This window comes from Micromonospora aurantiaca ATCC 27029 (genome assembly GCF_000145235.1).
In the GTDB taxonomy this organism is placed as follows: domain Bacteria; phylum Actinomycetota; class Actinomycetes; order Mycobacteriales; family Micromonosporaceae; genus Micromonospora; species Micromonospora aurantiaca.
Map to the genome: position 1 here is coordinate 3,334,433 of NC_014391.1, position 26,769 is coordinate 3,361,201.

At 72.6% G+C, this 26,769-nt stretch carries 25 protein-coding genes and 2 pseudogenes; 17 read left to right on the forward strand and 10 right to left on the reverse strand.

Annotated elements, in window-relative coordinates; all coding sequences use genetic code 11:
• Positions 1-6: 6 nt before the first annotated feature.
• The 5 genes and pseudogenes from MICAU_RS14605 to MICAU_RS14625 form a co-directional block, all read right to left on the reverse strand.
• Positions 7-2,556: an ABC transporter permease gene (locus MICAU_RS14605; protein ID WP_013286097.1), complete on the reverse strand. Its 2,550-nt coding sequence runs from the start codon at positions 2,554-2,556 to the stop codon at positions 7-9.
• A pseudogene (locus MICAU_RS14610) lies at positions 2,556-3,319 on the reverse strand (ABC transporter ATP-binding protein). The gene MICAU_RS14605 and the pseudogene MICAU_RS14610 overlap by 1 nt, the downstream one beginning before the upstream one ends.
• Before the next feature lie 260 nt (positions 3,320-3,579).
• Positions 3,580-4,263, reverse strand: coding sequence for a response regulator (locus MICAU_RS14615; protein ID WP_013286098.1), 684 nt, complete (start codon positions 4,261-4,263; stop codon positions 3,580-3,582).
• A gap of 1,110 nt (positions 4,264-5,373) precedes the next feature.
• Positions 5,374-5,584 (reverse strand): annotated as a pseudogene (locus MICAU_RS33755) (ADP-ribosylglycohydrolase family protein); the annotation flags it as partial.
• A 273-nt stretch (positions 5,585-5,857) separates the two neighbouring features.
• Positions 5,858-6,775, reverse strand: a complete 918-nt coding sequence (locus MICAU_RS14625) for a RecB family exonuclease (RefSeq protein ID WP_041799026.1) — start codon at positions 6,773-6,775, stop codon at positions 5,858-5,860.
• Between the two features lie 214 nt (positions 6,776-6,989).
• On the opposite strand from MICAU_RS14625, the gene MICAU_RS14630 reads away from it, so the two are divergent.
• From MICAU_RS14630 to MICAU_RS14640, 3 genes are all read left to right on the forward strand, one after another.
• The gene (locus MICAU_RS14630) at positions 6,990-8,048 is read left to right on the forward strand and encodes a M50 family metallopeptidase (protein ID WP_151014987.1); all 1,059 of its coding nucleotides are present in this window, start codon (positions 6,990-6,992) and stop codon (positions 8,046-8,048) included.
• Positions 8,045-8,989, forward strand: a complete 945-nt coding sequence (locus MICAU_RS14635) for a tRNA (adenine-N1)-methyltransferase (protein WP_013286101.1) — start codon at positions 8,045-8,047, stop codon at positions 8,987-8,989. Before MICAU_RS14630 ends, MICAU_RS14635 begins: the two co-directional genes overlap by 4 nt.
• 175 nt (positions 8,990-9,164) lie before the next feature.
• Positions 9,165-9,737: a hypothetical protein gene (locus MICAU_RS14640; RefSeq protein WP_013286102.1), complete on the forward strand. Its 573-nt coding sequence runs from the start codon at positions 9,165-9,167 to the stop codon at positions 9,735-9,737.
• A 59-nt stretch (positions 9,738-9,796) separates the two neighbouring features.
• Here MICAU_RS14640 and MICAU_RS14645 read toward each other — a convergent pair whose 3' ends face one another.
• Complete coding sequence (locus tag MICAU_RS14645) at positions 9,797-10,090, reverse strand: ferredoxin (RefSeq protein ID WP_013286103.1); 294 nt, start codon at positions 10,088-10,090, stop codon at positions 9,797-9,799.
• A 177-nt stretch (positions 10,091-10,267) separates the two neighbouring features.
• Here MICAU_RS14645 and arc point away from each other — a divergent pair, with 177 nt between their 5' ends.
• The 8 genes from arc (at position 10,268) to MICAU_RS14685 (ending at position 17,736) form a co-directional block, all read left to right on the forward strand.
• Entirely contained in the window at positions 10,268-12,049 is a 1,782-nt protein-coding gene (arc, locus tag MICAU_RS14650) for a proteasome ATPase (protein ID WP_013286104.1), read from the forward strand.
• Between the two features lie 167 nt (positions 12,050-12,216).
• On the forward strand, positions 12,217-13,734 hold the full coding sequence (dop, locus tag MICAU_RS14655) for a depupylase/deamidase Dop (RefSeq protein ID WP_013286105.1): 1,518 nt from the start codon (positions 12,217-12,219) through the stop codon (positions 13,732-13,734).
• A 107-nt stretch (positions 13,735-13,841) separates the two neighbouring features.
• On the forward strand, positions 13,842-14,048 hold the full coding sequence (locus tag MICAU_RS14660; protein WP_013286106.1) for a ubiquitin-like protein Pup: 207 nt from the start codon (positions 13,842-13,844) through the stop codon (positions 14,046-14,048).
• A complete protein-coding gene (locus tag MICAU_RS31980) occupies positions 14,026-14,307 on the forward strand; it encodes an endonuclease domain-containing protein (protein ID WP_083791332.1) in 282 nt (93 codons plus the stop codon). Before MICAU_RS14660 ends, MICAU_RS31980 begins: the two co-directional genes overlap by 23 nt.
• A complete protein-coding gene (gene prcB / locus MICAU_RS14670) occupies positions 14,226-15,065 on the forward strand; it encodes a proteasome subunit beta (protein WP_013476948.1) in 840 nt (279 codons plus the stop codon). The genes MICAU_RS31980 and prcB overlap by 82 nt, the downstream gene beginning before the upstream one ends.
• Positions 15,066-15,119: 54 nt before the next feature.
• Positions 15,120-15,953, forward strand: coding sequence for a proteasome subunit alpha (gene prcA / locus MICAU_RS14675; protein WP_013286108.1), 834 nt, complete (start codon positions 15,120-15,122; stop codon positions 15,951-15,953).
• Positions 15,954-16,099: 146 nt separating this feature from the next.
• On the forward strand, positions 16,100-17,458 hold the full coding sequence (gene pafA / locus MICAU_RS14680; protein ID WP_013286109.1) for a Pup--protein ligase: 1,359 nt from the start codon (positions 16,100-16,102) through the stop codon (positions 17,456-17,458).
• Positions 17,459-17,517: 59 nt separating this feature from the next.
• Positions 17,518-17,736, forward strand: a complete 219-nt coding sequence (locus MICAU_RS14685; RefSeq protein WP_013286110.1) for a hypothetical protein — start codon at positions 17,518-17,520, stop codon at positions 17,734-17,736.
• A 12-nt stretch (positions 17,737-17,748) separates the two neighbouring features.
• On the opposite strand, the gene MICAU_RS14690 is transcribed toward MICAU_RS14685, so the two are convergent.
• A complete protein-coding gene (locus MICAU_RS14690; protein ID WP_013286111.1) occupies positions 17,749-18,693 on the reverse strand; it encodes a hypothetical protein in 945 nt (314 codons plus the stop codon).
• 235 nt (positions 18,694-18,928) lie between these two features.
• Between MICAU_RS14690 and MICAU_RS14695 the strand changes: the two genes are divergently transcribed.
• Positions 18,929-19,477 (forward strand): carboxymuconolactone decarboxylase family protein, encoded by a 549-nt coding sequence (locus MICAU_RS14695; protein WP_013286112.1) that lies wholly within the window; start codon positions 18,929-18,931, stop codon positions 19,475-19,477.
• A gap of 12 nt (positions 19,478-19,489) precedes the next feature.
• Here the strand turns inward: MICAU_RS14695 and MICAU_RS14700 are convergent, their stop codons facing one another.
• A complete protein-coding gene (locus MICAU_RS14700) occupies positions 19,490-20,575 on the reverse strand; it encodes a DUF3866 family protein (RefSeq protein WP_013286113.1) in 1,086 nt (361 codons plus the stop codon).
• A 44-nt stretch (positions 20,576-20,619) separates the two neighbouring features.
• On the reverse strand, positions 20,620-21,612 hold the full coding sequence (locus MICAU_RS14705; protein WP_013286114.1) for a cation diffusion facilitator family transporter: 993 nt from the start codon (positions 21,610-21,612) through the stop codon (positions 20,620-20,622).
• 104 nt (positions 21,613-21,716) lie between these two features.
• Here MICAU_RS14705 and MICAU_RS14710 point away from each other — a divergent pair, with 104 nt between their 5' ends.
• The 5 genes from MICAU_RS14710 (at position 21,717) to tatC (ending at position 25,508) form a co-directional block, all read left to right on the forward strand.
• Positions 21,717-22,715, forward strand: coding sequence for a helix-turn-helix transcriptional regulator (locus MICAU_RS14710; RefSeq protein ID WP_013286115.1), 999 nt, complete (start codon positions 21,717-21,719; stop codon positions 22,713-22,715).
• Positions 22,712-23,719, forward strand: a complete 1,008-nt coding sequence (locus tag MICAU_RS14715; protein WP_013286116.1) for a helix-turn-helix transcriptional regulator — start codon at positions 22,712-22,714, stop codon at positions 23,717-23,719. Before MICAU_RS14710 ends, MICAU_RS14715 begins: the two co-directional genes overlap by 4 nt.
• 10 nt (positions 23,720-23,729) lie before the next feature.
• Entirely contained in the window at positions 23,730-23,978 is a 249-nt protein-coding gene (locus tag MICAU_RS14720; RefSeq protein ID WP_013286117.1) for a hypothetical protein, read from the forward strand.
• Between the two features lie 216 nt (positions 23,979-24,194).
• Positions 24,195-24,533 carry a Sec-independent protein translocase subunit TatA gene (gene tatA, locus MICAU_RS14725; protein ID WP_013286118.1) on the forward strand — a complete coding sequence of 113 codons (339 nt, stop codon included), beginning with the start codon at positions 24,195-24,197 and terminating at the stop codon, positions 24,531-24,533.
• A gap of 21 nt (positions 24,534-24,554) precedes the next feature.
• On the forward strand, positions 24,555-25,508 hold the full coding sequence (gene tatC, locus MICAU_RS14730) for a twin-arginine translocase subunit TatC (protein WP_013286119.1): 954 nt from the start codon (positions 24,555-24,557) through the stop codon (positions 25,506-25,508).
• 213 nt (positions 25,509-25,721) lie between these two features.
• On the opposite strand, the gene MICAU_RS14735 is transcribed toward tatC, so the two are convergent.
• On the reverse strand, positions 25,722-26,666 hold the full coding sequence (locus tag MICAU_RS14735; RefSeq protein ID WP_013286120.1) for an ABC transporter substrate-binding protein: 945 nt from the start codon (positions 26,664-26,666) through the stop codon (positions 25,722-25,724).
• Between the last annotated feature and the right edge of the window lie 103 nt (positions 26,667-26,769).

Below are 26,769 nucleotides of genomic sequence, written 5' to 3' on the forward strand. Positions count from 1 at the left end.
TTCACGTCAGTCGTGGGCGATGGCGCCCAGGACGTTGATCCGCGCGGCGCGGATCGCCGGCAGGACCGCCGCGACCACGCCGATGATCGCGGCCAGGATCAGGAACGTCACCATCTGACCCCACGGCAGGACCAGGTCGGTGATGCCCTCGTCCTTGAGCGCCTCGACCACCGCCGCGCCGAGACCGGTGCCGACCACCACGCCCAGCAGCGCGCCGAAGATGGAGATCACCACCGCCTCGACCGTGATCATGCGCATGGTCTGGGCGCGGCGCAGGCCGATGGCTCGCAACAGGCCCAGCTCCCGGGTCCGTTCCAGCACCGACAACGCGAGCGTGTTGATGATGCCCAGTACCGCGATCACGATGGCCAGCGCCAGCAGGATCTGGATCATCTGGAGCAGGGAGTCCAGCTGCCCGGTCTGCTGCTCGATGAACGCGGCCCGGTCCGCCACCGACACCTCGGGGCTGTCCGCCAGCAGCCGCTCGACCTGCGGCTGCACCGCGTCCACCGACGTGCCGGGGGCGAGCTGCAGGAAACCCTGGATCGGCTGCGGGATGGCGAAGTCCGCGGCGGCCTGCGGCGGCAGCGTCACCGGGTTGGTCAGCTGCGAGCTCTCGTAGATGCCGCTGACCGTGTAGGTGCGGGCCTCGCCGCGGGACAGCTGCACCGGCACCGTCGAACCGACGCTGAGGTTGCGTGCCTTCGCGGTGTCGGAGCTGACCAGCATCTGGTCCGGTGCCAGCTTGCCGATGTCACCGGCGGTGGCCTTCGCCCCGAAGATCTGCTGGAGCGCGGCCACGTTGCTCGACACGGCCACCCAGGTCCGCTCGCCGCCGACCACTGCCATGTCGCCGTACTCGCCGTCGACCATCTGGACGCCCGGGATCGCGGCGGCCTTCTCCAGCACCGCCGGGTCGAAGCTCGCCGGGCGCGGCCCGGACGACGCCCCGGAGATCACCAGTTCCGCCTTGATGGTGTCCTCGGCCAGCGCGCCGATGCTGCCCTTTGCCGAGTCCAGGATCACCGTCACGCCGGTGACCAGGGCGATGCCCACCATCAGCGCGGCGGCGGTGATCGCGGTGCGGCGCGGGTTGCGGCCCGAGTTGAGCCGGCCCAGCTTGCCCGGCACCGACCAGGAGAAGATCGCGCCGAGCAGCGAGACCACCGGCCGGCTGATGATCGGCGTCAGCAGCGCCACGCCGATGAACGCGAACAGCACGCCGCCGAGGATGGTCGCCAGGGTGCTGTCGCCGGCGTGCCCGCCGAGACCGAGGAACAGCAGTACCGCGCCGATGCCGGTCACCACCGCGCCACCGATGGTGACCTTGGTGAGCGGCCGGTCCGGCGTGGCGACGTCCTGCATCGCGGCGATCGGCGGGATGCGCGAGGCGCGCACCGCCGGCAGCAGCGCGGCGATCACCGTGATCAGCATGCCGACCGCGAACGCGCCGATCACCGCCGAGGCCGGCACACCCAGCCCGGCCAGGGTGAGACCCCCGGCGAGCTGACCGAACAGGTACGCGAGCAGCGCGCCCACGCCGATACCGGCGGCGAGCCCCAGCACCGAGGCGATCAGGCCGACCGCGAGCGCCTCCAGCACCACCGAGCCGATGACCTGCTTGCCGCTGGCCCCGATCGCGCGCATCAGGGCCAGCTCACGGGTGCGCTGGGCCACGATGATCGAGAACGTGTTGAGGATCAGGAACGTGCCGACCAGCAGCGCCACCGCGGCGAACCCGAGGAGGATCTTGTTGAAGAACGACAGCCCCTCCTTGAGGCCGGCCGAGGCGTCGGCGGCGAGCTGCTCGCCGGTCTTGACCTGGTAGTCGGCGCCCAGCGTGCGGGCCAGCTCGTCGCGCAGCGCGGCCGGCGTGGTGCCGTCGGCGGCCTGGACGCTGACGTTGCTGAACACGTCCGGCTTGCCCAGCATCAGCTGCTGCGCCACCGGGGTGGTGAAGTAGACCTCGTTGGCGCCACCGATCGAGTCCCGGCCGCCGCTGTAGCCGAACACGCCGACGAGCGTGAACTCCTTCTTCGGGGCGAGCGTCAGCACGCCGACCCGGTCGCCGACCTTGACCTTGCCCGCCTCGGCCAGCGCGGTGTTGATCACGATCTCGTCGTCGGCCTGCGGCGCGCGGCCCTCGCGGATCTCCACCAGGTCGCTCTCACCGAGCCAGTTCTGGCCCAGCTGCGGCGGACCGAACGAGGTGACCACCTTGCCGTTGCTGCCGATCATGCGGGCGCCGTCGGCGGCGACCACGCCCTCGGCGTCGGCGACGCCGGGCACCGCCTTGATCCGGTCGAGCACCGACGCCGGCATCGGGGTGCTCAGCGGCATGCCCTCCGTAGTGGAGACGTCGATCTTCGGCTTCGCCTCGACGCTGACGTCGACCTCGGCGTACGCGTCGGCGAAGACCGCGTCGAAGGACCGCCCGAGCGTGTCGGTGAGCACGAACGCGCCGGAGACGAACATGACGCCGAGCACCACCGCCAGGCCGGACAGCAGCAGGCGCAGCTTGCGCGCCAGCAGGCTCTTGAGCGTTGCCCGCAGCATCAGTTGCCCACCTCGACCGGGGCGTCCAGCTTCTTCATCGTGTCCAGCACCGTCTCGGCGGTCGGCTCGATCAGCTCCGAGACGATCTGCCCGTCGGCGAGGAAGACCACCCGGTCGGCGTAAGCGGCGGCGGTCGGGTCGTGCGTGACCATCACGATGGTCTGGCCGTGCTCGCGCACCGAGTTGCGCAGGAACTTGAGCACCTCGGCGCCGGAGCGGGAGTCCAGGTTGCCGGTCGGCTCGTCCGCGAAGATCACCTCGGGGCGGGCGACGAGCGCCCGGGCGCACGCCACGCGCTGCTGCTGGCCGCCGGAGAGCTGAGCCGGGCGGTGCCCGAGCCGCTCCCGCAGGCCGACCGTGTCGATCACCGTGTCGTACCAGGCCGGGTCGGGCTTGCGCCCGGCGATCGACAGCGGCAGCAGGATGTTCTCCTGCGCGGTGAGCGTGGGCAGCAGGTTGAACTGCTGGAAGATGAAGCCCACCTTGTCCCGGCGCAGCTTCGTCAGACCCGCGTCGTTGAGACCGGTCACCGTCGTGTCGCCGATCATCACGGTGCCCTTGGTCACCGTGTCCAGACCGGCGAGGCAGTGCATGAGTGTGGACTTGCCGGAGCCGGACGGCCCCATGATCGCGGTGAACCGGCCGCGTTCGAACTCGGCGGTCACCCCCGCAGCGCGACGACCTGCGCCTCACCGCTGCCGTACACCTTCCACACGTCGTTCGCCCGGGCCGCGGCCTGCTCTCGGCCTACCGTCGCGGTCACGTCATCTACCTCTTCCGTATGTCGTTCTCATGCCGCACCGCCCCCGCTGGCCGGTGCGGCGGAATCCATCCTCGGGGTCGCGAGCCCGAAAGCCCTCCGACCTGGGGTGGAATCCGCGCCGATCTTCCGGTGAGGGTCGACCCCCATCCGGGCTCAGGGTGACCCCTGACCGGCAGGCGACGCCGACGTCAGGGCCTGACCCCGCGTGATGGTCAACACATCAGCCCCGCCGCTGGTCACGGTAGGCGACCCGCGCCACCTCAGCCGCCGGGACGGACCAGGCCCGTCTCGTACGCGAGCACGACCGCCTGGACCCGGTCGCGCAACCGTAGCTTCGTCAGCACATGACCGACATGGGTTTTCACAGTGGTCTCGCTGACCGACAGCAACCGGGCGATCTCCGCGTTGGACAGTCCACGCGCCATGTGGGTGAGCACCTCGCGCTCCCGGTCGGTCAGCGGCTCCAGCGCCCGCGCCGGCGCGGCGGCCGGGTCCGGCAGCACCTGGGCGAAGCGGTCGAGCAGCCGGCGCAGGATGCGTGGGGACATCACCGCGCCCCCGGCGGCCACAGTGCGGATCGCGGCGACGAGGTCCTCGGCCGGCACGTCCTTGGTGAGGAAGCCGCCCGCCCCGGCCCGCAGCGACCCGACGACGTGTTCGTCCTGCTCGAACGTGGTGAGCACGAGCACGCGGACCGGCAGCCGGGCCGACACGATCGCCCGGGTGGCGGCCACTCCGTCCAGGCGCGGCATCCGGATGTCCATCAGCACCACATCGGGCAGCAGCCGCCGGGACAGCTCCACCGCCTCCACGCCGTCGCCGGCCTCACCCACCACGTCGAGGTCGTCCTCCGCGCCGAGCACCATCCGGAATCCGGTACGCAGCAGCGGCTGGTCGTCGGCGAGCAGAATCCGCACCGGCCGGGAGACGGCGCCCTCGGTCATGCATCCCCCTCGTCGTCCGGTCGGCGGTCCGGCCGGAGCCCGCCGGCACGCGCCCGCGATCCATCCAGCGCGAACCGGGCCGCGGTAACCACCGTAGAGGGCGCCGGCCGCCCGGTCGCCGATCAGGCCGCTCCGATCCCGCGGGTTGGCCGGGCTCCGCGCGCCCGGCCCGCGCGGGATCGCGGGGCGCCCTGCGCGCACGGCCCTCACGGGATCCCGGGGGGCTCTGTGCGCACGGCCCGCGCGGGATCGCGGGGCAGTCTGCGCGCACGGCCCGCGCGGGATCGCGCACGGCCCTCACGGGATCGCGGGCGGTCTGCGCGCACGGCCCGCGCGGGATCGCGGGGCCCACGGTGACCCGGCGCCGCATTCGTCCCAGAGTGACCCGGCACCCGATTCCGCCCCGCGGTGACCTGACACCGGACTCGCCCAGCTCGGGGAGCGCCGCGCGCCGGCTCGGCGAGCCCGTCCCGGCCGGTGGTGCACGCCCCGCACGCATGATCGACCCCACTTCGCCGAGGTGGCTGCATCCCACCCCTATCGACCCCGCCACCTCCCCGAGGTGGCGTCCCGCCCTCGTCGACCCCGCCACCTCGGCGAGGTGCTGCGTGCCCGGTCACCACCGGTCGTGATCCACACCTGCTCGGGGAGGTTGCGGCATCATGCACCCGTTGACCCCGCCACCTCCCCGATGTGGCTGCGTCCCATCCCCGTTGACCCCGCCACCTCCCCGATGTGGCTGCGTCCCATCCCCGTTGACCCCGCCACCTCCCCGATGTGGCTGTGCCCCACCCCGTCGACCCGCCACCTTCCTGACCTGGGTGCATCCCGCCCGTCAACCTCGCCATTTCGGTGAAGTGGTCCGGGTGCCCGGTCGCCACCGGTGGTGATCCACACCTGGTCGGGGAGGTTGCGGCATCACGCACCGCTCGATCGCGCCACCTCCCCGAGGTGGCGCGCACGCCTTCAGGCGGCGGGAAGTGGGCGGTCGCGCCCGCTCAAACCGGTGTACGCGGCAACGGTCCTGCCCGCGATGGCGGCTGTGGTGTCCACGTGGCCGCCCGCCTCCACGCAGACACGGATCGCGGCCGGACAGTCGTGCGGCAGCGTGGCGGCGACCCAGCCGCAGGAGCCCTGCCCGTCGAAGGCGGACGCGGCAGCCACCGGCCACGGCGTGCCGGTACGGATCAGCCGCAGCACCGTCACCGCGCCCGGCCCGTACCCCCGGGTGTGGGCCGCAGCGCTGCGCGAACGCCAACGCCAGCCGGTCCCGGTCGATCCGTCCCCCGCCGGCCAGTCCGGCCACCACCGAACAGGCCATCTCGGTGTCGTCGGTCCACTCCCACGGCGCTCTGCGCGCCGGGTCCGCATCGGGCTCGGACGCGCTCCCCGCGCCCGAGCCGCGCGCGGGATCGCGGGCGCTCCGCGCGCCGGTCCGCACGGGATCGCGGGCGCTCTTGTGTGCGGTTACGGTCCGAACGGGTGGATTGACGGCGGGTACGACTGGGCATCGCCGGCGTGCGCGGGATCGCCCGTCGATCCGGGGACCCTGCGGCCAGGCGTCAACCCGGGCACCCTCCGGCGGGAGCGGAGGTCACTCGTCGGCGCCGGGCGCCACCGGGCGGGAGCGGGCGTCCACGAGCGGGTCGGGCGCGGCGGCGGCCACCGGGAACGGCGGCGGCGTCCCGCCGTAGCTCGGGCACAGCGCCTGGTGGTTGCACCAGTCGCACAGGCGGCTCGGCCGGGGACGGAAGTCCTGCCGGGCGGTGGCCTGCTCGATCGCCCGCCACAGCGCCACCACGGTGCGCTCGAAACGCACCAGCTCGTCGGCGTCCGGCGCGTAGTCGCAGACCTCGGCGTCCTTGAGGTAGAGCAGGCGCAGCACGCGCGGCACCACGCCCCGGGTGCGCCACAGCACCAGGGCGTAGAACTTGAGCTGGAACAGCGCGCGCGCCTCGAACGCCTCGCGCGGCGCCCCGCCGGTCTTGTAGTCGACCACCCGTAGCGCGCCGTCCGGCGCGACGTCGAGCCGGTCGAGGTAACCGCGGATGAGCAGCTCGTCGTCCACCACCGCGGAGATCAGCGCCTCGCGCTCGGCCGGCTCCAGCCGGCGCGGGTCCTCCACCGCGAAGTAGCCGTCCAGCAGCGCCGTCGCCGACCGGAGGAACTCCTGCGGCCCGACGGCGTCGCCGTCGGCGAACAGCGTCGCCAGCTCCGGCTCCTCGGTGACCAGACGGTCCCACTGCGGGACGACCAGGTCACCCGCCGACTCCGGGGTGCGCGCCGCGGCCGGCAGGTCGAACAGCCGCTCCAGCACGGCGTGCACGAGCGTGCCCCGGGCCTGCTCGACGGTCGGCCGCTCGGGCAGCCGGTCGATACTGCGGAACCGGTAGAGCAACGGGCAGGTCTTGAAATCTGCCGCCCGCGACGGCGACAACGAGGCCCGCACGGTGACCGGCGCCGGTGCCGCCGTCTGGTCGCCGTGACTGTCGATCATCGGTTCCGCCGTCATGACCGGAAGGTTAGGGCACGCGTGTGACAGGGCCGGCGTCGCCGCACCGAAGCATGATCGGGATCGCGGCACCCTGGGTCGTCCCCGGCTGCGGGGCTCGCCGAAGCTCAGCTCACGTAGCATCGGGCCGGTGCAGCAGCGGAGCCGAGGACCCCGCCGGCCGGGGCTCAGCCTCGGCCGGGTCCTCGGGGTGCCGCTGCGCGTCGACGCCTCGATGCTGCTGCTCACCGTCGTGGTCACGGTGCTGTACGCGGCGCTGGCCCGCCGTCAGCTCGACCTCGGCCCGCTCGGCGGCTACCTGGTCGGCCTCGGCTTCGTGATCTCCCTGCTCGGCTCCGTGCTGCTGCACGAGCTGGGCCACGCGCTGACCGCCCGCCGGTACGGCATCGGTGTGCGGGGGATCACGCTGGAACTGCTCGGCGGCTACACCGAGATGGACCGCGACGCCCCCAGCCCTCGGGTCGAGCTGCTGATCTCCCTGGCCGGTCCGGCCGTCTCCGCAGTGCTCGGCGCCGGCGCGGTCGCCGCCACCCTCGCCCTGCCCGCCGGCACGCTCGGCCACCAGCTCGCCTTCCAGCTCGCGGTCAGCAACGTGGTGGTGGCGATCTTCAACAGCCTGCCCGGCCTGCCGCTGGACGGCGGCCGGGCGCTGCGCGCCGCCGTGTGGGCGCTCACCCGCGACCGGCACCGCGGCACCGAGGTGGCCGGCTGGGTGGGCCGGGCCGTCGCGCTGGGCACGCTGGCGCTGGTCGTGGTGCTCACCATGCGCCGGGCGCTGGCCCCGCTGGCCCTGCCGCTGCTGCTGCTCGTCGCGCTGACGCTGTGGCGCGGCGCCGGCCAGTCGATCCGGATGGCGCGCATCGGCCGCCGGCTGCACCTGGTCGACCTGGCCCGGCTGGCCCGCGCGGTGCTGCCGGTGCCCGCCGGCACGCCGCTGGCCGAGGCCCAGCGCCGCCGCGACGAGGCGGGCACCCCCGAGGCGGCGCTCGGCGTGGTCGACTCGGCCGGCCGTACGGTCGCCCTGGTCGACCCGGCCCGCGTCGCCGCCGTACCCCCGGAACGGAGGCCGTGGGTCGCGGTGGACGAGGTGGCCCGCGACCTGTCCGCCGTGCCGGCCCTGCCGCTCGGGGCGGACGGCGAGCGGGTGCTGGAGACCGTGCGCACCCACCCGGGCGCGCAGTACGTCGTGACGGCAGGCGAAGATGTGGTCGGCGTGCTGCACATCGCGGATCTCGCCCAGCTCCTGGAACCCGAACGGAAGACGAACACGTGACCGCAGAGATCCCCACCGTCCCGGCGTTGCCCCCGGTCCACCGCGGGCCGTTCCGGCCGGGCGACCGGGTCCAGCTGACCGACCCGAAGGGCCGGATGCACACCGTGACGCTGGAGCCGGGCAAGGAGTTCCACACCCATCGCGGGATCCTCAAGCACGACACCCTGATCGGCCTGCCCGACGGCAGCGTGGTCACCACCGCCGGCGGCGGCACCGCGTTCCTGGCGCTGCGGCCGCTGCTGTCGGACTACGTGCTGTCCATGCCGCGAGGCGCCCAGGTGATCTACCCGAAGGACTCGGCGCAGATCGTCGCCATGGGCGACGTCTTCCCCGGCGCCAAGGTGCTGGAGGCCGGCGCCGGATCCGGCGCGCTGTCCTGCTCGCTGCTGCGGGCCGTCGGCACCGAGGGTGAGCTGCACTCGTTCGAGCTGCGCGACGACTTCGCCCAGATCGCCCGCCGCAACGTCGAGGCGTTCTTCAACGGCCCGCACCCGGCCTGGAACCTGCACGTCGGCGACGTCGCCGACTGCGCCGAGACCGGATTCGACCGGATCATCCTCGACATGCTCACCCCGTGGGAGATGCTCGACATGGTCGAGCGGGCACTTGTGCCCGGCGGCGTGCTGATCGGCTATGTGGCCACCACCCCGCAGCTGTCCGAGCTGGTCGAGGCGCTGCGCGAGCGCGGCGGCTGGACCGAGCCGCGCGCCTGGGAGTCGCTCGTGCGCGACTGGCACGCCGAGGGGCTCGCCGTCCGACCGGACCACCGGATGATCGCCCACACCGCGTTCCTGGTCTCCGCGCGCAAGCTCGCCCCCGGGGTCACCGCGCCGCCGCGGCGGCGCAAGCCCAGCAAGGGCGCCGAGGCGTACGCGCAGCGCCGCGACGCCCTGCGCGCCGCCGCCGCGGCCCGCGCGGCGGAGGAGCCGGAGCAGTCCTGACCCCCGCCGCGCGCCCGCGCGCGCACGGGCGGATCATGTGTGCCGGTGGGGACGACACCTGAGCGGGTGGAGACGGTGGCATGAGCGAGCGGATCGGGGCGCGCGTCGGGCGGCGCGCCCGTGCCGGTGACCGGAACCGACGGCGGCGCCGCGGCGCGGGTCGGCGGGAGGCGGCGTGAGCAACCCCGGCTACGGCAACGGCGATCTGCCCGCCGTCTTCCCGGACTGGTCGCCCTACACCGATCTGGAGTCGGCCGCCCGGGCGTACCTGCGCGACCCGGACATCGCGCTGGAGGCGCTCGACGGCGTGCTGCGCGGCGCCTCAGTGCTCGGTTTCACGCTGGAGCGCTTCGTCAACGAGGTGAACGGCGTGTGGCAGGAGGTCGTCGTCTGCGACGGCAGCCGGCTGGTGCTCTGGCACGGTGAGGACGTGCCGCCGGGGGAGGGGCCGCCCGGCGCGATGACCTCGTCGCTGCGGGTGGTGCCGCTGTCCACCGTCACCGAGGTCGGCTGCCGGCGGCGGCTCATGCGCGCCGACAACGGCACCGTACGGGTCGACAGCATCGACGTGTACCTGCTGCTCAGCTCACTGGACGAGGCGCCGCCCAGCGACGAAACGATCGGCGCGCCCCGGCACGACGCGCTGCGATTCGGCAAGACCCTCGACGACGGCGGGGCCGGGCAGATCGCCCGGCTGGAGGAGTTCGCCCGGCTGGTCGCCTCGGTCGTCGGCCGGCCCCTGCTCTGAGGCGGACGCACGACGGGCCGGGGACCACACGTCCCTGGCCCGTCGTGTCCGTCTCTGCCTCAGTCCTCGGCCTCCGGGCCGGCCACCTCGACGCCGTCGCTGCCGCGCACCACGTGGATGCACTCGCCCGGGCACTCCTTCGCGGAGTCGATCACCTCGAGGCGCAGGTGCTCCGGCACGTCCACCCGGGCGCCGGGGGCCTGCCGCAGCTCGCCGTCGGGGCCCTTGACGTACGCCAGGCCGTCGACGTCGAACTCGAAGACCTCCGGCGCGTACTGCACGCAGAGCCCGTCACCGGTGCAGAGATCCTGATCCACCCAGACCTGCAACTGGTCGGTCGCGACGTCGGTCACGAAGCACCCCCCATGTTCTCCCGTCCCACGCTCCGACGGTACCCGAACGCCCGTACCCGCCCCGCGACCAGCCCTTCGCGATCAAGCTTCGGTGACGAGCGCGTTGCTGTGGACCGAATCGGGCTCATAGCGGCTAGTGTTAGGTCAGAACGTTCAAGCCCCCCGGGGAGGTGGGACGTGGCACGCAGCGACGACGCGGACTCGCGCGCCGCACGGTGGGAAAAGGAAGCCCACGATCTCTCCACGCAGGTCGCGTTCCTGCAAGAGGAACTCGCTCTGGTGCGGCGCAAGTTGACCGAAAGCCCTCGACACGTCCGGCAGCTCGAAGAGCGGCTGGCGGCCACCCAGGCACAGTTGGCGCGGCTGACCGAGAACAACGAGCGGCTCGTGAGCACCCTCAAGGAGGCTCGCGCGCAGATCGTGACGCTCAAGGAGGAGATCGACCGGCTCGCCCAGCCGCCGAGTGGCTACGGCGTCTTCCTGGCCAAGCACGACGACGGCACGGTGGACGTGTTCACCGGCGGGCGCAAGCTCCGGGTGGCCGTCTCGCCCTCGCTGGAGGTCGACGAGCTGCGCCGGGGCCAGGAGGTCCTGCTCAACGACGCGCTCAACATCGTCGACGCGTTCGGCTACGAGCGGGTCGGCGAGGTGGTGATGCTCAAGGAGATCCTGGCAGGCCCCGAGGGCGCTCCGGGTGACCGGGCACTCGTGGTCTCGCACTCCGACGAGGAGCGCATCGTGCACCTCGCCGAGACCCTGATCGGCAGCGCGATCCGGGCCGGCGACTCGCTCATGATCGAGCCCCGCTCGGCGTACGCGTACGAGCGGATCCCGAAGAGCGAGGTCGAGGAGCTGGTCCTGGAGGAGGTGCCCGACGTCGACTACGAGGACATCGGTGGCCTCCAGGCGCAGATCGAGCAGATCCGCGACGCGGTGGAACTGCCCTTCCTGCACTCCGACCTGTTCCGCGAGCATCAGCTCCGGCCGCCGAAGGGCATCCTGCTCTACGGCCCGCCCGGCTGCGGCAAGACGCTCATCGCCAAGGCGGTGGCGAACTCGCTGGCCAAGAAGATCGCCGAGCGGGAGGGCAAGGATCGGCACACCAGCTTCTTCCTCAACATCAAAGGCCCTGAGCTGCTCAACAAGTACGTCGGCGAGACCGAGCGGCACATCCGGCTGATCTTCCAGCGGGCACGGGAGAAGGCCGGTGAGGGCACTCCGGTGATCGTGTTCTTCGACGAGATGGACTCGGTGTTCCGCACCCGCGGCTCCGGCGTCTCCTCCGACGTGGAGAACACCATCGTCCCGCAGCTGCTCAGCGAGATCGACGGCGTCGAGGGCCTGGAGAACGTCATCGTCATCGGCGCCTCCAACCGGGAAGACATGATCGACCCGGCGATCCTGCGCCCCGGCCGGCTCGACGTGAAGATCAAGATCGAGCGGCCGGACGCCGAGGCGGCGAAGGACATCTTCTCCAAGTACATCCTCGCCGGCCTGCCGCTGCACGCCGACGACCTGGCCGAACACGGCGGCGACGCCCAGGCCACGGTCGCGGCGATGATCGACGCGGTGGTCCTGCGGATGTACTCCGAGACCGAGGAGAACCGGTTCCTCGAGGTCACCTACGCCAACGGTGACAAGGAAGTCCTCTACTTCAAGGACTTCAACTCCGGCGCGATGATCCAGAACATCGTCGACCGGGGCAAGAAGATGGCCATCAAGGAGTTCCTCACCTCCGGCCGCAAGGGTCTGCGCCTGCAGCACCTGCTCGACGCCTGCGTCGACGAGTTCCGCGAGAACGAGGACCTGCCCAACACCACCAACCCCGACGACTGGGCCCGCATCTCCGGTAAGAAGGGCGAGCGGATCGTCTACATCCGCACGCTCGTCTCCGGCGGCAAGGGCGCCGAGGCCGGACGGTCCATCGAGACCGCCAGCAACACCGGCCAGTACCTGTAGTCCGACCCCCTCGACGAAGGCCCGTGGCGTACGCGCCACGGGCCTTCGCGCGTACCCGGGGAAGCCGCCACACCGGACCCGGCGCTGCCGCCACGCCCCCTCGGCGCGTCACGCCGACTACGCTCGACGTGACGGGGACCGGGACGGCGAGCGGAGCGGGCAGGTCGATGAGCGTTAGACGGATCATGGGCACCGAGGTCGAGTACGGCATCTCCGTGCCCGGTCAGGCCGGAGCCAACCCGATGGTCACCTCCTCCCAGGTGGTCAACGCCTACGGGGCGCGGCCGGAACTCAACCGGGGCGGCCGGGCCCGCTGGGACTACGAGGAGGAGTCGCCACTGCGCGACGCCCGGGGGTTCACCTACTCCGGCGCCGCGTACGACCCGGCCGAGGCGCTCGCCGACGAGGATCTCGGGCTCGCCAACGTCATACTCACCAACGGCGCCCGCCTCTACGTCGACCACGCGCACCCGGAGTACTCCACACCCGAGGTCACAAACCCCCTCGACGTGGTGCGGTGGGACAAGGCGGGGGAGCGGGTGATGGCCGAGGCGTCCCGCCGCGCCGCGACCATCCCGGGCACCCACCCGATCCACCTGTACAAGAACAACACCGACAACAAGGGCGCGAGCTACGGAGCGCACGAGAACTACCTGATGCGCCGGCAGACGCCGTTCGCCGACATCGTGGCGTACCTGACGCCGTTCTTCGTCACCCGGCAGATCGTCTGCGGCGCCGGGCGGGTCGGCATCGGCCAGGACGGCGGCCAGAGCGGTTTCCAGATCTCCCAGCGGGCCGACTTCTTCGAGGTCGAGGTGGGACTGGAGACGACGCTCAAGCGGCCCATCATCAACACCCGCGACGAGCCGCACGCCGACGCCGACAAGTACCGCCGGCTGCACGTCATCATCGGCGACGCCAACCTCTCCGAGATCTCCACGTTCCTCAAGGTCGGCACCACCTCGCTGATCCTCGCCATGATCGAGGAGAAGGCGCTCGGCGCGGACCTGGGCATCGCCGACCCGGTGGCCGAGCTGCGCGCGGTCAGCCACGATCCGTCGCTCAAGCACCTGATGCGGATGCGCGACGGCCGCAGGCTCACCGCGCTGGACGTGCAGTGGGCGTACCTGGAGCGGGTGAGCTCCTTCGTGGACGACCGCCAGGGCAAGGACGTGGACGCGCAGACGGCCGACGTGCTGCGCCGCTGGGAGAGCGTGCTGGACCGGCTGGGCCGGGACGCGTTCGAGTGCGCCGACGAGCTGGACTGGGTGGCCAAGCTGCGGCTGCTGGAGGGCTACCGGGAGCGGGAGAAGCTCGCCTGGGGCTCGCACAAGCTGCAACTGGTCGACCTCCAGTACTCCGACGTGCGGCCGGAGAAGGGCCTCTATCACCGGCTGGTGCAGCGCGGCTCGATGAAGACGCTGCTCACCGACGAGCAGACGCGCACCGCGATGACCGAGCCGCCGGAGGACACGCGGGCCTACTTCCGGGGCCGCTGCCTGGACCGGTACGCCTCCGAGGTAGTCGCCGCGAGCTGGGACTCGGTCATCTTCGACGTGGGCCGGGAGTCGCTGGTCCGGGTGCCGATGATGGAGCCCGAGCGGGGCACCCGCGCGCACGTCGGCGAGCTGTTCGACCGGTGCGAGAGCGCGAAGGATCTGCTGGAGACGCTCACCGGCGGGTGACCCCGATGCCGGAAGGCCCGCCGGGTGCCGGAAACGGGCACGCGACGGGCCTTTCGTCGCTCCCGCGAGGTAAGTTGATCGCAGGCGATCGTGGAGGAGGCACCACCATGGCGACGCAAGAGGGTGGGCAGACCCAGTCCGGCAAGTCCCGCGAGGAGGTCGAGGAGGTCACCGCGGAGGCCAACCCCGAGGTGGCCGAGCGGCACGCCGAGATCACCGAGGACGTGGACGACCTGCTCGACGAGATCGACTCCGTCCTGGAGGAGAACGCCGAGGAGTTCGTCCGAGGATATGTACAAAAGGGCGGCCAGTGAGGCATATGTCTGTTTCGCCCGTCAGGGCGAAGGGCAGGCCGTCGACCGCCGGCACCACGATGATCGCACCGGACGGGTGCGCGGGATAATCTGCTTCAACTGCAACGGTGGTCTTGGCCGGTCCCGGGACGCTCCCGTGGGGCCGGCCGGGGCGATCACGTACCTGAGAGGAACCACGTGGCAGCGGGTTTTGATCCATCCGGGCGTCTTCCAGATGTGTTCACCAACGCGGGGACGTCCTCCTTCACAGCGTTCCTGAGCAAGGTGGCCCCCGAGATGCTGCCCGGCCGTCGGCCGCTGCCGCCCGGCATGGCCGCCGACATGGCGCCGCACGCGACCACCATCGTGGCCATCTCGGCCGCCGGTGGTGTGGTCATGGCCGGCGACCGGCGCGCCACGATGGGCAACCTGATCGCCCAGCGCGACATCGAGAAGGTGCACCCGGCCGACGCGTACTCGCTCGTCGGCATCGCGGGCACCGCCGGCATCGGCATCGAGCTGATGCGACTGTTCCAGGTGGAGCTGGAGCACTACGAGAAGATCGAGGGCGCGATGCTCTCGCTCGACGGCAAGGCCAACCGCCTGGCGTCGATGATCCGCGGCAACCTGGGCGCGGCCATGCAGGGCCTCGCCGTGATCCCGCTGTTCGCCGGCTTCGACCTGGCCGCGAGCGACCCGCAGCGGGCCGGGCGGATCTTCAGCTTCGACGTGACCGGCGGCCCGTACGAGGAGACCGGTTACGACGCCATCGGCTCCGGTTCGCTGTTCGCCAAGTCCGCCCTGAAGAAGCGGTTCCGGGCCGGCCTGTCGGTCCAGGACGCGACGCGGCTGGCGGTCGAGGCGCTCTACGACGCGGCGGACGACGACACCGCCACCGGCGGCCCCGACCTGACCCGGCGGATCTACCCGGTCGTGATGACCGCGACCGCCGAGGGCACCCACCGGCTCACCGACGCCGAGACGGCGGCGATCGCGGAGAGCGTGGTGTCCGGCCGGATGGAGAACCCCGGCGGCTGAGGCCCCTCCCACCGTCCACCGAGTCAGCAGTCCCGCAGAAGGAGAACCGCCGCCGTGGCCATGCAGTTCTACGCCTCGCCCGAGCAGATCATGCGCGACCGCTCCGAGCTGGCCCGCAAGGGCATCGCCCGGGGCCGCAGCGCGGTGGTCCTGAGCTACGAGGGCGGGGTGCTCTTCGTCGCCGAGAACCTGTCCAGCACGCTGCACAAGGTCAGCGAGATCTACGACCGGATCGGCTTCGCCGCTGTCGGCCGGTACAACGAGTTCGAGAACCTGCGCCGCGCGGGCGTGCGGATGGCCGACCTCAACGGGCTCAGCTACGACCGCCGGGACGTGACCGGCCTGGCGCTCGCCAACGCGTACGCGCAGACGCTGGGCGCGATCTTCACCGAGCAGTCGAAGCCGTTCGAGGTGGAGATCTGTGTGGCCGAGGTGGGCGCCACCGCCGAGGACGACTCCCTCTACCGGGTGACCTACGACGGCTCGGTGAACGACGAGCCGGGCCGGATGGCGATGGGCGGACAGGCCGAGGCGATCAGCGGGGTGCTGAAGAACGAGCACCGGCCGGAGATGTCGCTGTCGGAGGCGGTCCGCGCCGCCATGAAGGCGCTGAGCAGCGTCGGCGGCGAGGGCGGGGCGTCCCGCACGATCGCCGCGAACCAGCTGGAGGTGGCGGTCCTGGACCGGCGCCGGGTGGGGCGTACGTTCCGGCGGGTGACCGGCGCGGCGCTCACCGCGCTGCTGGAGGGCGACGCCGAGGCCGACACCGCGCCCGCGCCGGGCCGGGCGAAGACGCCGACCGTGCCGACGGAGGAGGCGAAGAAGCCGACCACGTCGGCGGGTTCGGCCGATCTGGAGGGCAACGCGGAGGACAAGCCCGCCGAGTGACGACCGTCGCGGACCCCGCCACCTCGCCGAGGTGGCGGGGTTTTTCGCGTACGGATGCCGCCACCTCGCCGATCTGCGCGGGGGAGATCGCAAGCGGCGAGCGTCGGCGCTGCCCATCGGAGGCTCCGGGCGGCTAATGTCTCATCATGGAGCGGCGAATCTTCGGCCTCGAAACCGAGTACGGCGTCACCTGCACCTATCGCGGGCAACGCCGACTGTCCCCCGACGAGGTCGCGCGGTACCTGTTCCGGCGGGTGGTGTCGTGGGGCCGGTCGAGCAACGTGTTCCTGCGCAACGGCGCCCGCCTCTATCTCGACGTCGGTTCGCACCCGGAGTACGCGACTCCGGAGTGCGACTCGGTGACCGACCTGGTGGCACACGACCGGGCCGGTGAGCGGATCCTGGAGGGCCTGCTCGTCGACGCGGAGAAGCGGCTGCACGACGAGGGCATCGCGGGCGAGATCTACCTGTTCAAGAACAACACCGACTCGGCCGGCAACTCGTACGGCTGCCACGAGAACTATCTGGTGTCCCGGCACGGCGAGTTCGGCCGGCTCGCCGACGTGCTCATCCCGTTCCTGGTCACCCGGCAGTTGATCTGCGGCGCGGGCAAGGTGCTGCAGACGCCGCGCGGCGCTGTCTACTGCCTGTCCCAGCGGGCCGAGCACATCTGGGAGGGTGTCTCGTCGGCGACCACCCGCAGCCGGCCGATCATCAACACCCGCGACGAGCCGCACGCGGACGCCGAGCGCTACCGCCGGCTGCACGTGATCGTCGGTGACTCGAACATGAACGAGGTCACCACGCTGCTGAAGGTCGGCACCGCCGACATCGTGCTGCGGATGATCGAGGCCGGCGTGGTGATGCGGGACCTGACGCTGGAGAACCCGATCCGGGCCATCCGCGAGGTGTCGCACGACATCACCGGCCGGCGCAAGGTGCGGCTGGCCTCCGGCAAGGAGGTCTCGGCGCTGGAGATCCAGCAGGAATACCTGGCCAAGGCGACGGAGTTCGTGGAGCGCCGGGGCGGCGACCAGACCGCGAAGCGGGTGGTCGACCTGTGGGGCCGGGTGCTGCGCGCGGTCGAGACCGGCGACCTGGACCCGGTGGCCCGCGAGATCGACTGGGTCACCAAGCTGAAGCTGATCGAGCGTTACCAGCGCAAGCACGACCTGCCGCTGTCGCACCCGCGGGTGGCGCAGATGGACCTGGCCTACCACGACCTGCGGCGCGGGCGCGGCCTGTACGGGCTGCTGGAGCGCCGTCGTGAGGTGGACCGGGTGGCCACCGACCCGGAGATCTTCGAGGCGAAGGAGACGCCGCCGCAGACGACCCGGGCGCGGCTGCGCGGCGAGTTCATCCGCCACGCCCAGGAGAAGCGGCGCGACTTCACCGTGGACTGGGTGCACCTGAAGCTGAACGACCAGGCGCAGCGCACGGTGCTGTGCAAGGACCCGTTCCGGGCCTACGACGAGCGGGTGGAGCGGCTGATCGCCAGCATGTGATCGTGCGGGCGGCCGGTGCCCGGCACCGGCCGCCCGTCCACAGGTACGCTGGCGTCGCGATGAACACTTCCGAATCCGCCGGTGGGTCCGGCCGCGAGACGTCCTCGGACCGTGACGGCACCGAGAAGCTCAACTGGATCGACCGTCGGCGGGAGAAGATCCGCGCCGAGATCGAGCGCAACAGGCGCGGCGACTACACGGTGCCGACCTGGGTGCTGGCGGCGGCGCTGGTGCTGATCGTGGGCGCCTGGCTCGGGCTGATCCTGTTCCTCGGCTGAGTTCCGGGCCGGTCAGTTGTACGGCATCCGGGGGAACCAGCCGAAGCCGAACAGCGCAGGCACCCGCACGTCCCAGTAGACGACTGTGAAGACGCCGAGCGCGACGAGCAGCGCTCCGGTGACCACGGCGGCGCGGCGGGGGTCGGCCCCCCATGCGAGGAAGCGTCCCCGGCTGATCGCCACGGCGACCGCGAAGACGACTGTGACGAGCACGATGTTGCCCAGCGACTGGAGCGTGAACGCCAGCGCTCCGTAGAGCGGGTTGCCGGTGTCGACGGCCCAGTGGAACAGCTTGTTGAACATCGGGTAGGGCCGGCCGACGAGGAAACCGCCGACAAGCGCGCCGATCGTCACCACCCGGGCGACGGGCCGGTGCGCGAAGACGTCCGGCACCAGCTTGAGCGCGGCGAGTCCGAGGTAGGTCAGGGCGAGTCCGATGACGCCGAAGACGACCGACGACTGGATGAGGCGTACCGGGACGCCGCCGACCACGTCGGTGGACAGCTGGGGCAGCCGGTCGCCGGCCAGCACGCCGACGACGCCGTAGCTCGCCGAGACGGCGACCATGCCGAGGGTCAGCCAGCCGACCGGGCGCAGCAGGGCACGCAGCGCCGGCCGGGTGCCACCGGCCGGGTCGGCGCCGGAGACCTGGCTCATCGGCCCGACCGAGGCCGCGACGGCGATGTTGCAGGCGGTGAAGGTCCCGGCGAAGCCGGAGACGAAGGCGAAGAGCAATCCGGCGACGGTGCCGGTGATGGCGGTCTCCTTGGCGTCGTGGCCCAGCACGGTGTTCGCGACGTTGTCGCCGATGACCTTGTCGACCAGCTCGAACGACCACAGGACGGCCAGCAGCACGCCGGCTGCCGCGCTGACCAGGGCGAGTCGCAGCCGGTGCCGGGGGCGATGGGGGGAGATCCCGGCGTCGGGGGTCGCGTCCGGGAACTGTCGCAGTGCCATGAGGGGCCTCCTAAACGGCGGCCGCACGCGTTCCCCGGGCAGCCGGGAACGACGCCTGTCAGTGGGGAGTGGTGGGGCCGGAGTCGGGTACCCGGCAAGTATGGGGAGGCCGGGCAGGGCCCTGGTTCTTCCATCATGCTGACCTGTCTCCGGCGTCTTCTCCGGCGCCGGCGGTGACGGCACTCTGGACGGCGAGGCCGCCGGCACCGCCGGCACGGACAGGGAGCGTGACGTCATCGCACACATCGATCTCGGGCTGGACGAGAAGGCACATCCGGGTATCCGAGGGCCGCTGCGGTTCCGGCCGGAGACGGCGAAGCCGCTGGGCGAGCTGGCGGAGGTGCTGCTGCGCGCGCCGCATCCCACGCTGACGCCGGGCGAGCGGGAGCTGATCGCGGCGTACGTCTCCGGCCTCAACGACTGCGACTTCTGCTGCTCGTCGCACGCGGCGTTCGCGGCCGCGCAGCTGCCCGCCGGGATGCCGTTGGTCGACCAGGTGCGCGCGGACGTCGGCACGGCCCCGGTCGACGCCAGGCTGCGGGCACTGCTGCACATCGCCGCCGCGGTGCGCCGCAGCGGCCGGGAGGTCACCACCGAACTGGTCGAGGCGGCCCGCGCGGAGGGCGCCACCGACCTGGAGATCCACGACACGGTGCTGATCGCCGCCGCGTTCTGCATGTTCAACCGCTACGTCGACGGTCTGGGCACCTGGACGCCGCGGGATCCCGAGGCGTACGCGCGAGCCGCCGACCACCTCGTCGCGAACGGTTACCTGGCGATCTGACGGCGGCGCGGCTCAGCCGAGCAGGCGGGCCGCGTACCGGCCGGCGGCGGCGGCGGCCAGGAAGTAGGCGTGGTCGGCGTCCAGGCCCCGGCCCATCGTGGACAGGCCGACCGGGGTGGCCCGCAGCGCCGCGTCGAGGCCGTCGGCAGGCACCGTGACGATGCGGTGCCGGTCGGCCAGCGGCGTCAGCGCCGCGGCGACCTCCGCGGCCAGGCCGGGGGCGAGGCCGTCCGGCACGACCAGCTCCGCGGGGGCCAGCGCGACCCGGCCGTACGCGGTCAGGCTGTGGTGGGAGACGCCACGGTGCCGGGGGCGGGCGTCGGCGTCGGAGATGCGCAGCGAGCCGACCGGGCGCCCGCCCAGCGTGGCGACCGCGTTCACGGCTTCGCCGACCGCGACGCCGGAGAAGCCCCAGCGGGTGCCGGTGCCGAGGTTGCCCGGCCCCTGGGCGACGATCGTCAGGTCGGCGTCGAGCACGTGCCGGGCGGCGAGCAGGCCGCTGTGCAGTGTGCTCGCCTCCAGGTCACCGCCGAACGCCTGGCCCACGCTGACCGTGCCGGCGAGGTGCCCGGACAGCCCGGCCAGGGTGCGGGAGAACCAGGCCGGCAGCGCGCCACCGTCGGTCAGCACGTACGCGACCCGGGCGTCAGGCGCGTCGGCGCGTACACCGGCCAGGATCGCCGGCAGCGCGGAGTGCAGATCGGCGGTGACCACCGGCATGCCGTCGACCGAGTCCGCGGCGGCCAGCCGGTCGTGGTGCGGCGACGCCTCCTCGTCCACGCCGAGCAGGATCGGTTGCAGCGGCGTGTAGCGGGCCTTGACCAGGTGCCCGGCGTCGCGGCTGTCACCGGCCTGCGGCGGGTCCGGCGGCAGCCGGTCGGGCAGCGCCACGACCAGCGCGTAGCCGCCGGTGCCGAGGCCCATCAGCAGCGCGCCGGCGTTGAGCAGCACCCGGTCGCCGGGTTCGGGCTCGCCGACCAGGGCCGGGTAGGCCAGGGCGCGCATCCGGGCGCCGTCGGGCAGGTCGACGTCGAGTTCGACAGCGCCGGCCCACCGTCGCCGTACCGCCGTGACCGTGCCGGACCGCCATCGCACCATGCGGTGCACCGTATCGGCCGCCGCCGGGACGGCTCCCGGGCGGGTCAGGGGTTCCGGTCGTCGACCGGGCGGCCCGCCTCGTCCTGGGTGGTGCGGGCGGTCCGGCCGGCCGAACCGGACCGGGTGGGGTCGAGGAAGACGTACGCGATCTCCGGGAAGTGCCCGGTGAGCCGGCGTTCGGCCTCGTCGGCGGCGGCCTCGATGTCGGCGCCGGTGGCGTCGTCACGGAAGTCGACCTTGGCGGCGACGAGGATGTCGTCGGGACCGAGGAACATGGTCATCAGGGTGTCGACGTGGTCCACCGTCGGCACGTCCGTCAGCTCCCGCTCGATGCGCCGGTGCAGCCGGTCGGAGACGGAGCGGCCGACCAGCAGCGAGATGTTGCTGCGGGCCAGCACGACGGCGACCACCAGCAGCAGTACGCCGATGAGGATCGAGGCGACGCCGTCGTACAGTTCGTCGCCGGTCAGGTGCGACAGGGTGAGCCCGCCGGCGGCGATCAGCAGGCCGATCAGCGCGGCGCTGTCCTCCAGGAAGACGGCCTTGACGGTGGTGTCGGCGGTCAGGCGCAGATAGCGGCGCGGGGTGGTGCCCCAGCGGCGTGACTCGCCGCGCACCTGCCGGACCGCCCGGGCCAGCGACACCGACTCGATCGCGAAGGAGACCGCCAGCACCACGTACGCGACGAGGTATTCGCCGCTGTGCTCGTGCACCAGGATGGTGGTGACGCCGTGCGTGACGGCGAAGCCCGCACCGGCCACGAAGGTGAACAGCGCGGCGAGGAACGCCCAGACGTAGCTCTCCTTGCCGTACCCGAAGGGGTGCCGGGTGTCGGCGGGCCGCGCGCCGCGGCGCAGCGCCAGGTAGAGCAGCACCTCGGTGGTGGTGTCGGCGAGCGAGTGGGCGGCCTCGGAGAGCATCGCCGCGGAGCCCGAGATCAGGCCCGCGACCAGCTTGGCGACCGCGATGGCGAGGTTCGCCGCGCCGGCCACCACGACAGTGCCGACGCTCTCGGTCTTGACCTCCGGTTCCGCCATGCGATCACCCTATGACCGGTCGATGCCCGCCGCCGGGTGGGAAGACCCCCGCGCCGCGCCGCGCGGGTGCCCGCGCCCGACGCGCGGGCTGCTAGCGTTTGGGCGTGTCCCGGACCCGTACCGAACGCCTGGTCAACCTGGTGATCTGCCTGCTGTCGACGCGACGCTTCCTGACCGCCGCGCAGATCGCCGCGACCGTGCCCGGCTACGAGCACGACCCGGACGACGCCAAGGACCACGAGGCGTTCCAGCGCAAGTTCGAGCGCGACAAGGCCGAGCTGCGTGAGCTGGGCGTGCCGCTGGAGACGGGCACGGCGAGCGTCTTCGACGCCGAGCCGGGCTACCGGATCGCGCCGCGCGCGTACGCGCTGCCCGACATCCCGCTCGAACCGGACGAGGCCGCGGCCGTGGGCATCGCCGCCCGGCTGTGGCAGCACGCCGGGCTGGCCGCCGCCGCGTCGTCGGGGCTGGCGAAGCTGCGCGCCGCCGGCATCGACGTCGACCCGCAGGCGACGCTGGGCCTGGAGCCGATGGTCACCGTCGACCCGGCGTTCGCGCCGCTCACCGCCGCCGCGCGGGACCGGCGCGAGGTCAGCTTCGACTACCGCGTGCCGGACCGGGACGCGCCCACCCGCCGCCGGGTGCAACCGTGGGGCGTGGTCTGCTGGCGCGGCCGGTGGTATGTCGTCGGCCACGACCTGGACCGGGCGGCGACCCGCTGTTTCCGGCTGTCGCGGGTGGTCGGCACGGTCCGGGCGACCGGCGAGCCGGGCGCCTACGAGCCGCCCGCCGGGGTCGACCTGATCAGCCATGTGGCCCGCTGGTCCGGGCCGGTGGAACGCACCGGCCGGGCCACGGTGCTGGCCACGCCGGGCCGCGCCGCCGGGCTGCGCCGCTGGGCCGTCGAGTGCCAGGCCGGCCCCGACGGCGACCGGCTGGTGCTGCCGTACGCCGACGCCGACTACCTGGCCGGCCAGATCGTCGGGTACGGCCCGGACGTCCGGGTCCTGGAGCCACCGGAGGTGCGGGAGGCGGTCATCCAGCGGCTCAAGGAGGTCGCCGCCCGGCACGACGAGCTGGCAGTGACCGGAGGTGCCCGGTGACCCGCCCGGCGTCCCGCGCGGGCCGTGCCTCCGCCGACCGGCTGGCCCGGCTGCTCAACCTGGTGCCCTACCTGCTGGCCCGCCCCGGCATCGAGATCGCCGAGGCGGCGCACGACCTCGGAGTGACCGAGAAGCAGCTCCGGGAGGACCTGGAACTGCTCTGGGTGTGCGGGCTGCCCGGCTACGGCCCCGGCGACCTGATCGACATGGCGTTCGACGGCGACCGGGTCACCATCACCTACGACGCCGGGATCGACCGCCCGCTGCGGCTGACCCCGGACGAGGCCCTGGCCCTGGTGGTGGCGCTGCGGATGATCGCCGAGACGCCCGGCGTGGCCAACCGGGAGGCGGTCGAACGGGCGCTCGCCAAGATCGAGAATGCCGCCGGTGACCTGGCCGGCGCGCCGGTCGAGGTCCGCCTGCCCGGCGACAGCGCCCGGGTACGCGAGCTGCGCGCCGCCGTCGAGCGCGGCCGGGCGCTGCGGATCACCTACTACACCCCGGCGCGGGACGAGACCACCGAACGCACCATCGACCCGCTGCGGATGCTGATGGTCGGCGGCCGGGCGTACGTGGAGGCGTGGTGCCGCCGCGCCGAGGGGGTACGCCTGTTCCGGGCCGACCGGATCGACGCGGTGACCGAGCTGCCGGAGCAGGCGGTGGTGCCGCCGCAGGCCCGCCCGCACGATCTCAGCGACGGCGTGTTCCGCCCGTCGGCGGACCTGCCGCTGATCACGCTGCGGATCGGCCGGGGCGAGCGGTGGATCACCGAATATTATCCGTGCGAGCGGGTCGAGGCCGACGGCGAGCAGTGGCTGGTGTCGCTGCGCGTCACCGACCTCGGGTGGGCCCGGCGGTTCGTGCTCGGGCTCGGCCCGGAGGTCACAGTCGTGGCCCCGGCCGAGCTGGCCGAGCAGGTACGCGCCCAGGCCGTGGCCGCGCTCGACGCGTACGCCACCCCGGCCGGCAGCGCCGACCCGGCAGCCGTCGGCGGCACCCGATAGGCTGACCGCCGTGGTGACGTGGATCGTGCTCGGGGTCGTGGTGTTCGCGCTGGTCGTACTGGCCCTGGCGATCCGTCCGGTGGTGAGCCGCCTGCCGGGGCTGCGCCGTTCCGCGCTGGCGTTGCAGCGCCGGGCGGTCGAGGCCGAGTCGCTGCGGTCGGCCGCCGAGCAGTTGCAGGCGCGGGCCGAGTCGCTCCAGGAGCGGGCGGCGGTCGCGCAGGAGCGGATCATGTTGATCAAGGCCAAGCGCGGCGACTGATCGACGCCGATCGGCCCGGTGAGCGTCGGCTGCGCGTTCCCGGGCGGTTGCGCGCAGAAATGCGCGGACCTGGACGGTTGACGGGACACTTCGGGTTGGTCGAAACTTCACCGATCGGGCCCGCACGAGCAGGCCCGCGGGGGTGGCAAGCCGCTGCGACACACGTACGATGGGCGACGACCCACCCTCACCGACACAGAGCGACTGGAGCTTCCCATGGGTGCCCTCAAGCCGTGGCACATCGCCGTACTCGTGGTCGTGCTGATCCTGCTGTTCGGCGCGAAGCGGCTCCCCGACGCGGCCCGCTCGCTGGGCCGCTCGCTGCGGATCATCAAGGCCGAGACCAAGAGCCTGCACGACGACGACCGCGATCTCGCCGAGAAGGCCGACGCGCAGTCCGGCTACCAGCCGCTCCCGCCGCAGCAGGGGCACGTGCAGCAGCAGCCGTACGCCCAGGGCCAGCAGCAGTACGCCCAGCAGCAGCCGTACGCGCCGCAGCCGCAGCAGCCCGTGGCCCCGCCGGCCGACCCGGTGCAGCGCGTCCGCGAGAACTGATCCGAGAGGGCCTCAACCACCGTGGCCTTCGGGTTGAAGAAGCGCGGCCCGAGCAGCTTCGCGCGCGCGGCCGACGGCTCGATGACGCTCATCGAGCACATCCGTGAGCTGCGCAACCGGCTGTTCCGGGCGTCGCTGGCGATCCTGGTCGGCTTCGGCTTCGGCATCTGGCTGGCCGAGCCGGTCCGGGTGCTGCTGTCCAAGCCCTACTGCGACCTGCCGCAGTCGTTCGACGCGGCGACGGGCAAGTGCAAGTTCGTGCAGCTCGGCGTCGCCGACGTCTTCCTGCTGAACCTCAAGATCGGCCTCTGGGTGGGCCTGATCATCGCCGCGCCGATCTGGCTCTACCAGCTCTGGGCGTTCATCGCGCCCGGCCTGCACCGCCACGAGCGGCGGTACGCGTACGTCTTCACCGCCCTGGCGGCCCCGCTGTTCGCGGCCGGCGCGGTGCTGGCGTTCTTCGTCACCACCAAGGGGCTCGAGTTCCTGCTCGACATCTCCGGCGACGACATCGCGACCAACCTCGAGGTGACCCGCTACATATCGTTCGTCACGAACCTGATCCTGCTGTTCGGTGTGGCGTTCGAGTTCCCGCTGATCGTGCTGATGCTCAACTTCGTCGGCCTGGCCAGCGCCAAGCGGCTGCTGAGCTGGTGGCGGGTGGCGGTGTTCGTGTTCTTCGCGTTCTCCGCCGTGGTCACGCCGACACCCGACCCGTTCGGCATGACCGCGCTGGCGATCTGCCTCTGCGCGCTCTACTTCGCGGCGGTGGGGGTGGCGTTCATCAACGACAAGCGGCGCGGTCGCGGGCGTGAGGTCTACGCCGGCATCGCCGACGACGAGGTGTCACCGCTTGACCTGTCGGACGAGCCGGTGCCCGCCGGCGGCCGGATCGAGGCGTCCGAGCCGATCGGCGCACCCGAGCCGATCGTCGCCCCGAAGCCGATCGAGCGCCGCTACGACGACATGACCTGACCGACCCCGCTCACCGACGGACGCCGTCCCCGCCTCACGGGGACGGCGTCCGCGTCTTCCCAGCCGCCCACCGCCGCCCGCCGAGGACGCTGACGCCCTGTCCCGCGCCGATCATGGACTTGGCGCCCCTCGAACGCCCGATATGAGCGGCTTGACCGGGCCGCAACTGCAAGATCAACGAGGCTGGGGCGACGGGGCTGGGGCGGTGGGTGGTCAGGGGATGTGGCGGGCTGCTTCGGGGTGGGGTGGGGGGACCGCGTCGGGGTGCAGGATCGCGGCTATAGTCTCGGCGCCGTCGACCAGGCGCGGGCCGGCGCGCACGATCAGCCCGTCCGCGTCCAGCGCCCACACCTGCGCGTCCGGGAAATGCCCGGCCACCGCGGCGGCCTGCTCGGCCGCGCCGTCGAGACGGAACCCGCACGGCGCCACCAGCACCACCTCGGGGCGGGCGGCCCGCAGGGCCTCCCAGGTGGTAGGCGTGGACCGGGCGCCGCGATGGGTGGCCACCGGTTCGCCACCCGCGACGTCGACGAGGTCCGGGATCCAGTGCCCGGCGCCGAACGGCGGGTCCACCCATTCGACAACCGCGACCCGTGGCCGGGGCCGGCCCGCCACCGCCGCGCCGACCGCCGCGAGCCGGGCGCGCAGGCCGTCGACCAGCGCCTCCGCGCGGTCCGGCACCCGGGCCGCCGCGCCCACCGCGCGGATCGACTCCAGCACGTCGTCCAGGGTGTACGGATCGAGCGACAGCACGTCGGCCCGGCATCCCAGGTGCTCCACGGCGTCGGCGACCCGGCCCGAGGGCAGCGCGCAGACGCGGCACAGGTCCTGGGTGAGGATCAGGTCCGGGTCCAGCCCGGCCAGCGCGCCGGCGTGCAGCGTGTAGAGGTCTGCACCGGCCGCGACCTGCGCCCGGACGTACGCGTCGATGTCGCCGGGACTCATACCCCGGGTGTCCCGGCCGCCGACGACCACTGTGGTGCCCGACCGGTGGCGGGCGGGCACCTCGCACTCGAAGGTGACGCCGACCAGGTCGTCGCCGAGGCCGAGCGCGTACGCGATCTCGGTGGCGGAGGGAAGCAGGGAGACCAGCCGCATGCCCGCCATCATGCCGGTCGCGCGGACCGCCGCGCCCCGGGGCCGGTCCGGTGCGGACATCGGGTCGCCCTCGGGCCTTGCCGGGACGCCGTACCCGCTTAGACTCTGCTGACTCCGCCGAGCCCCCCGGGCGGTGTGCCGGGGTGCGTCGGCGCCCCGTTCC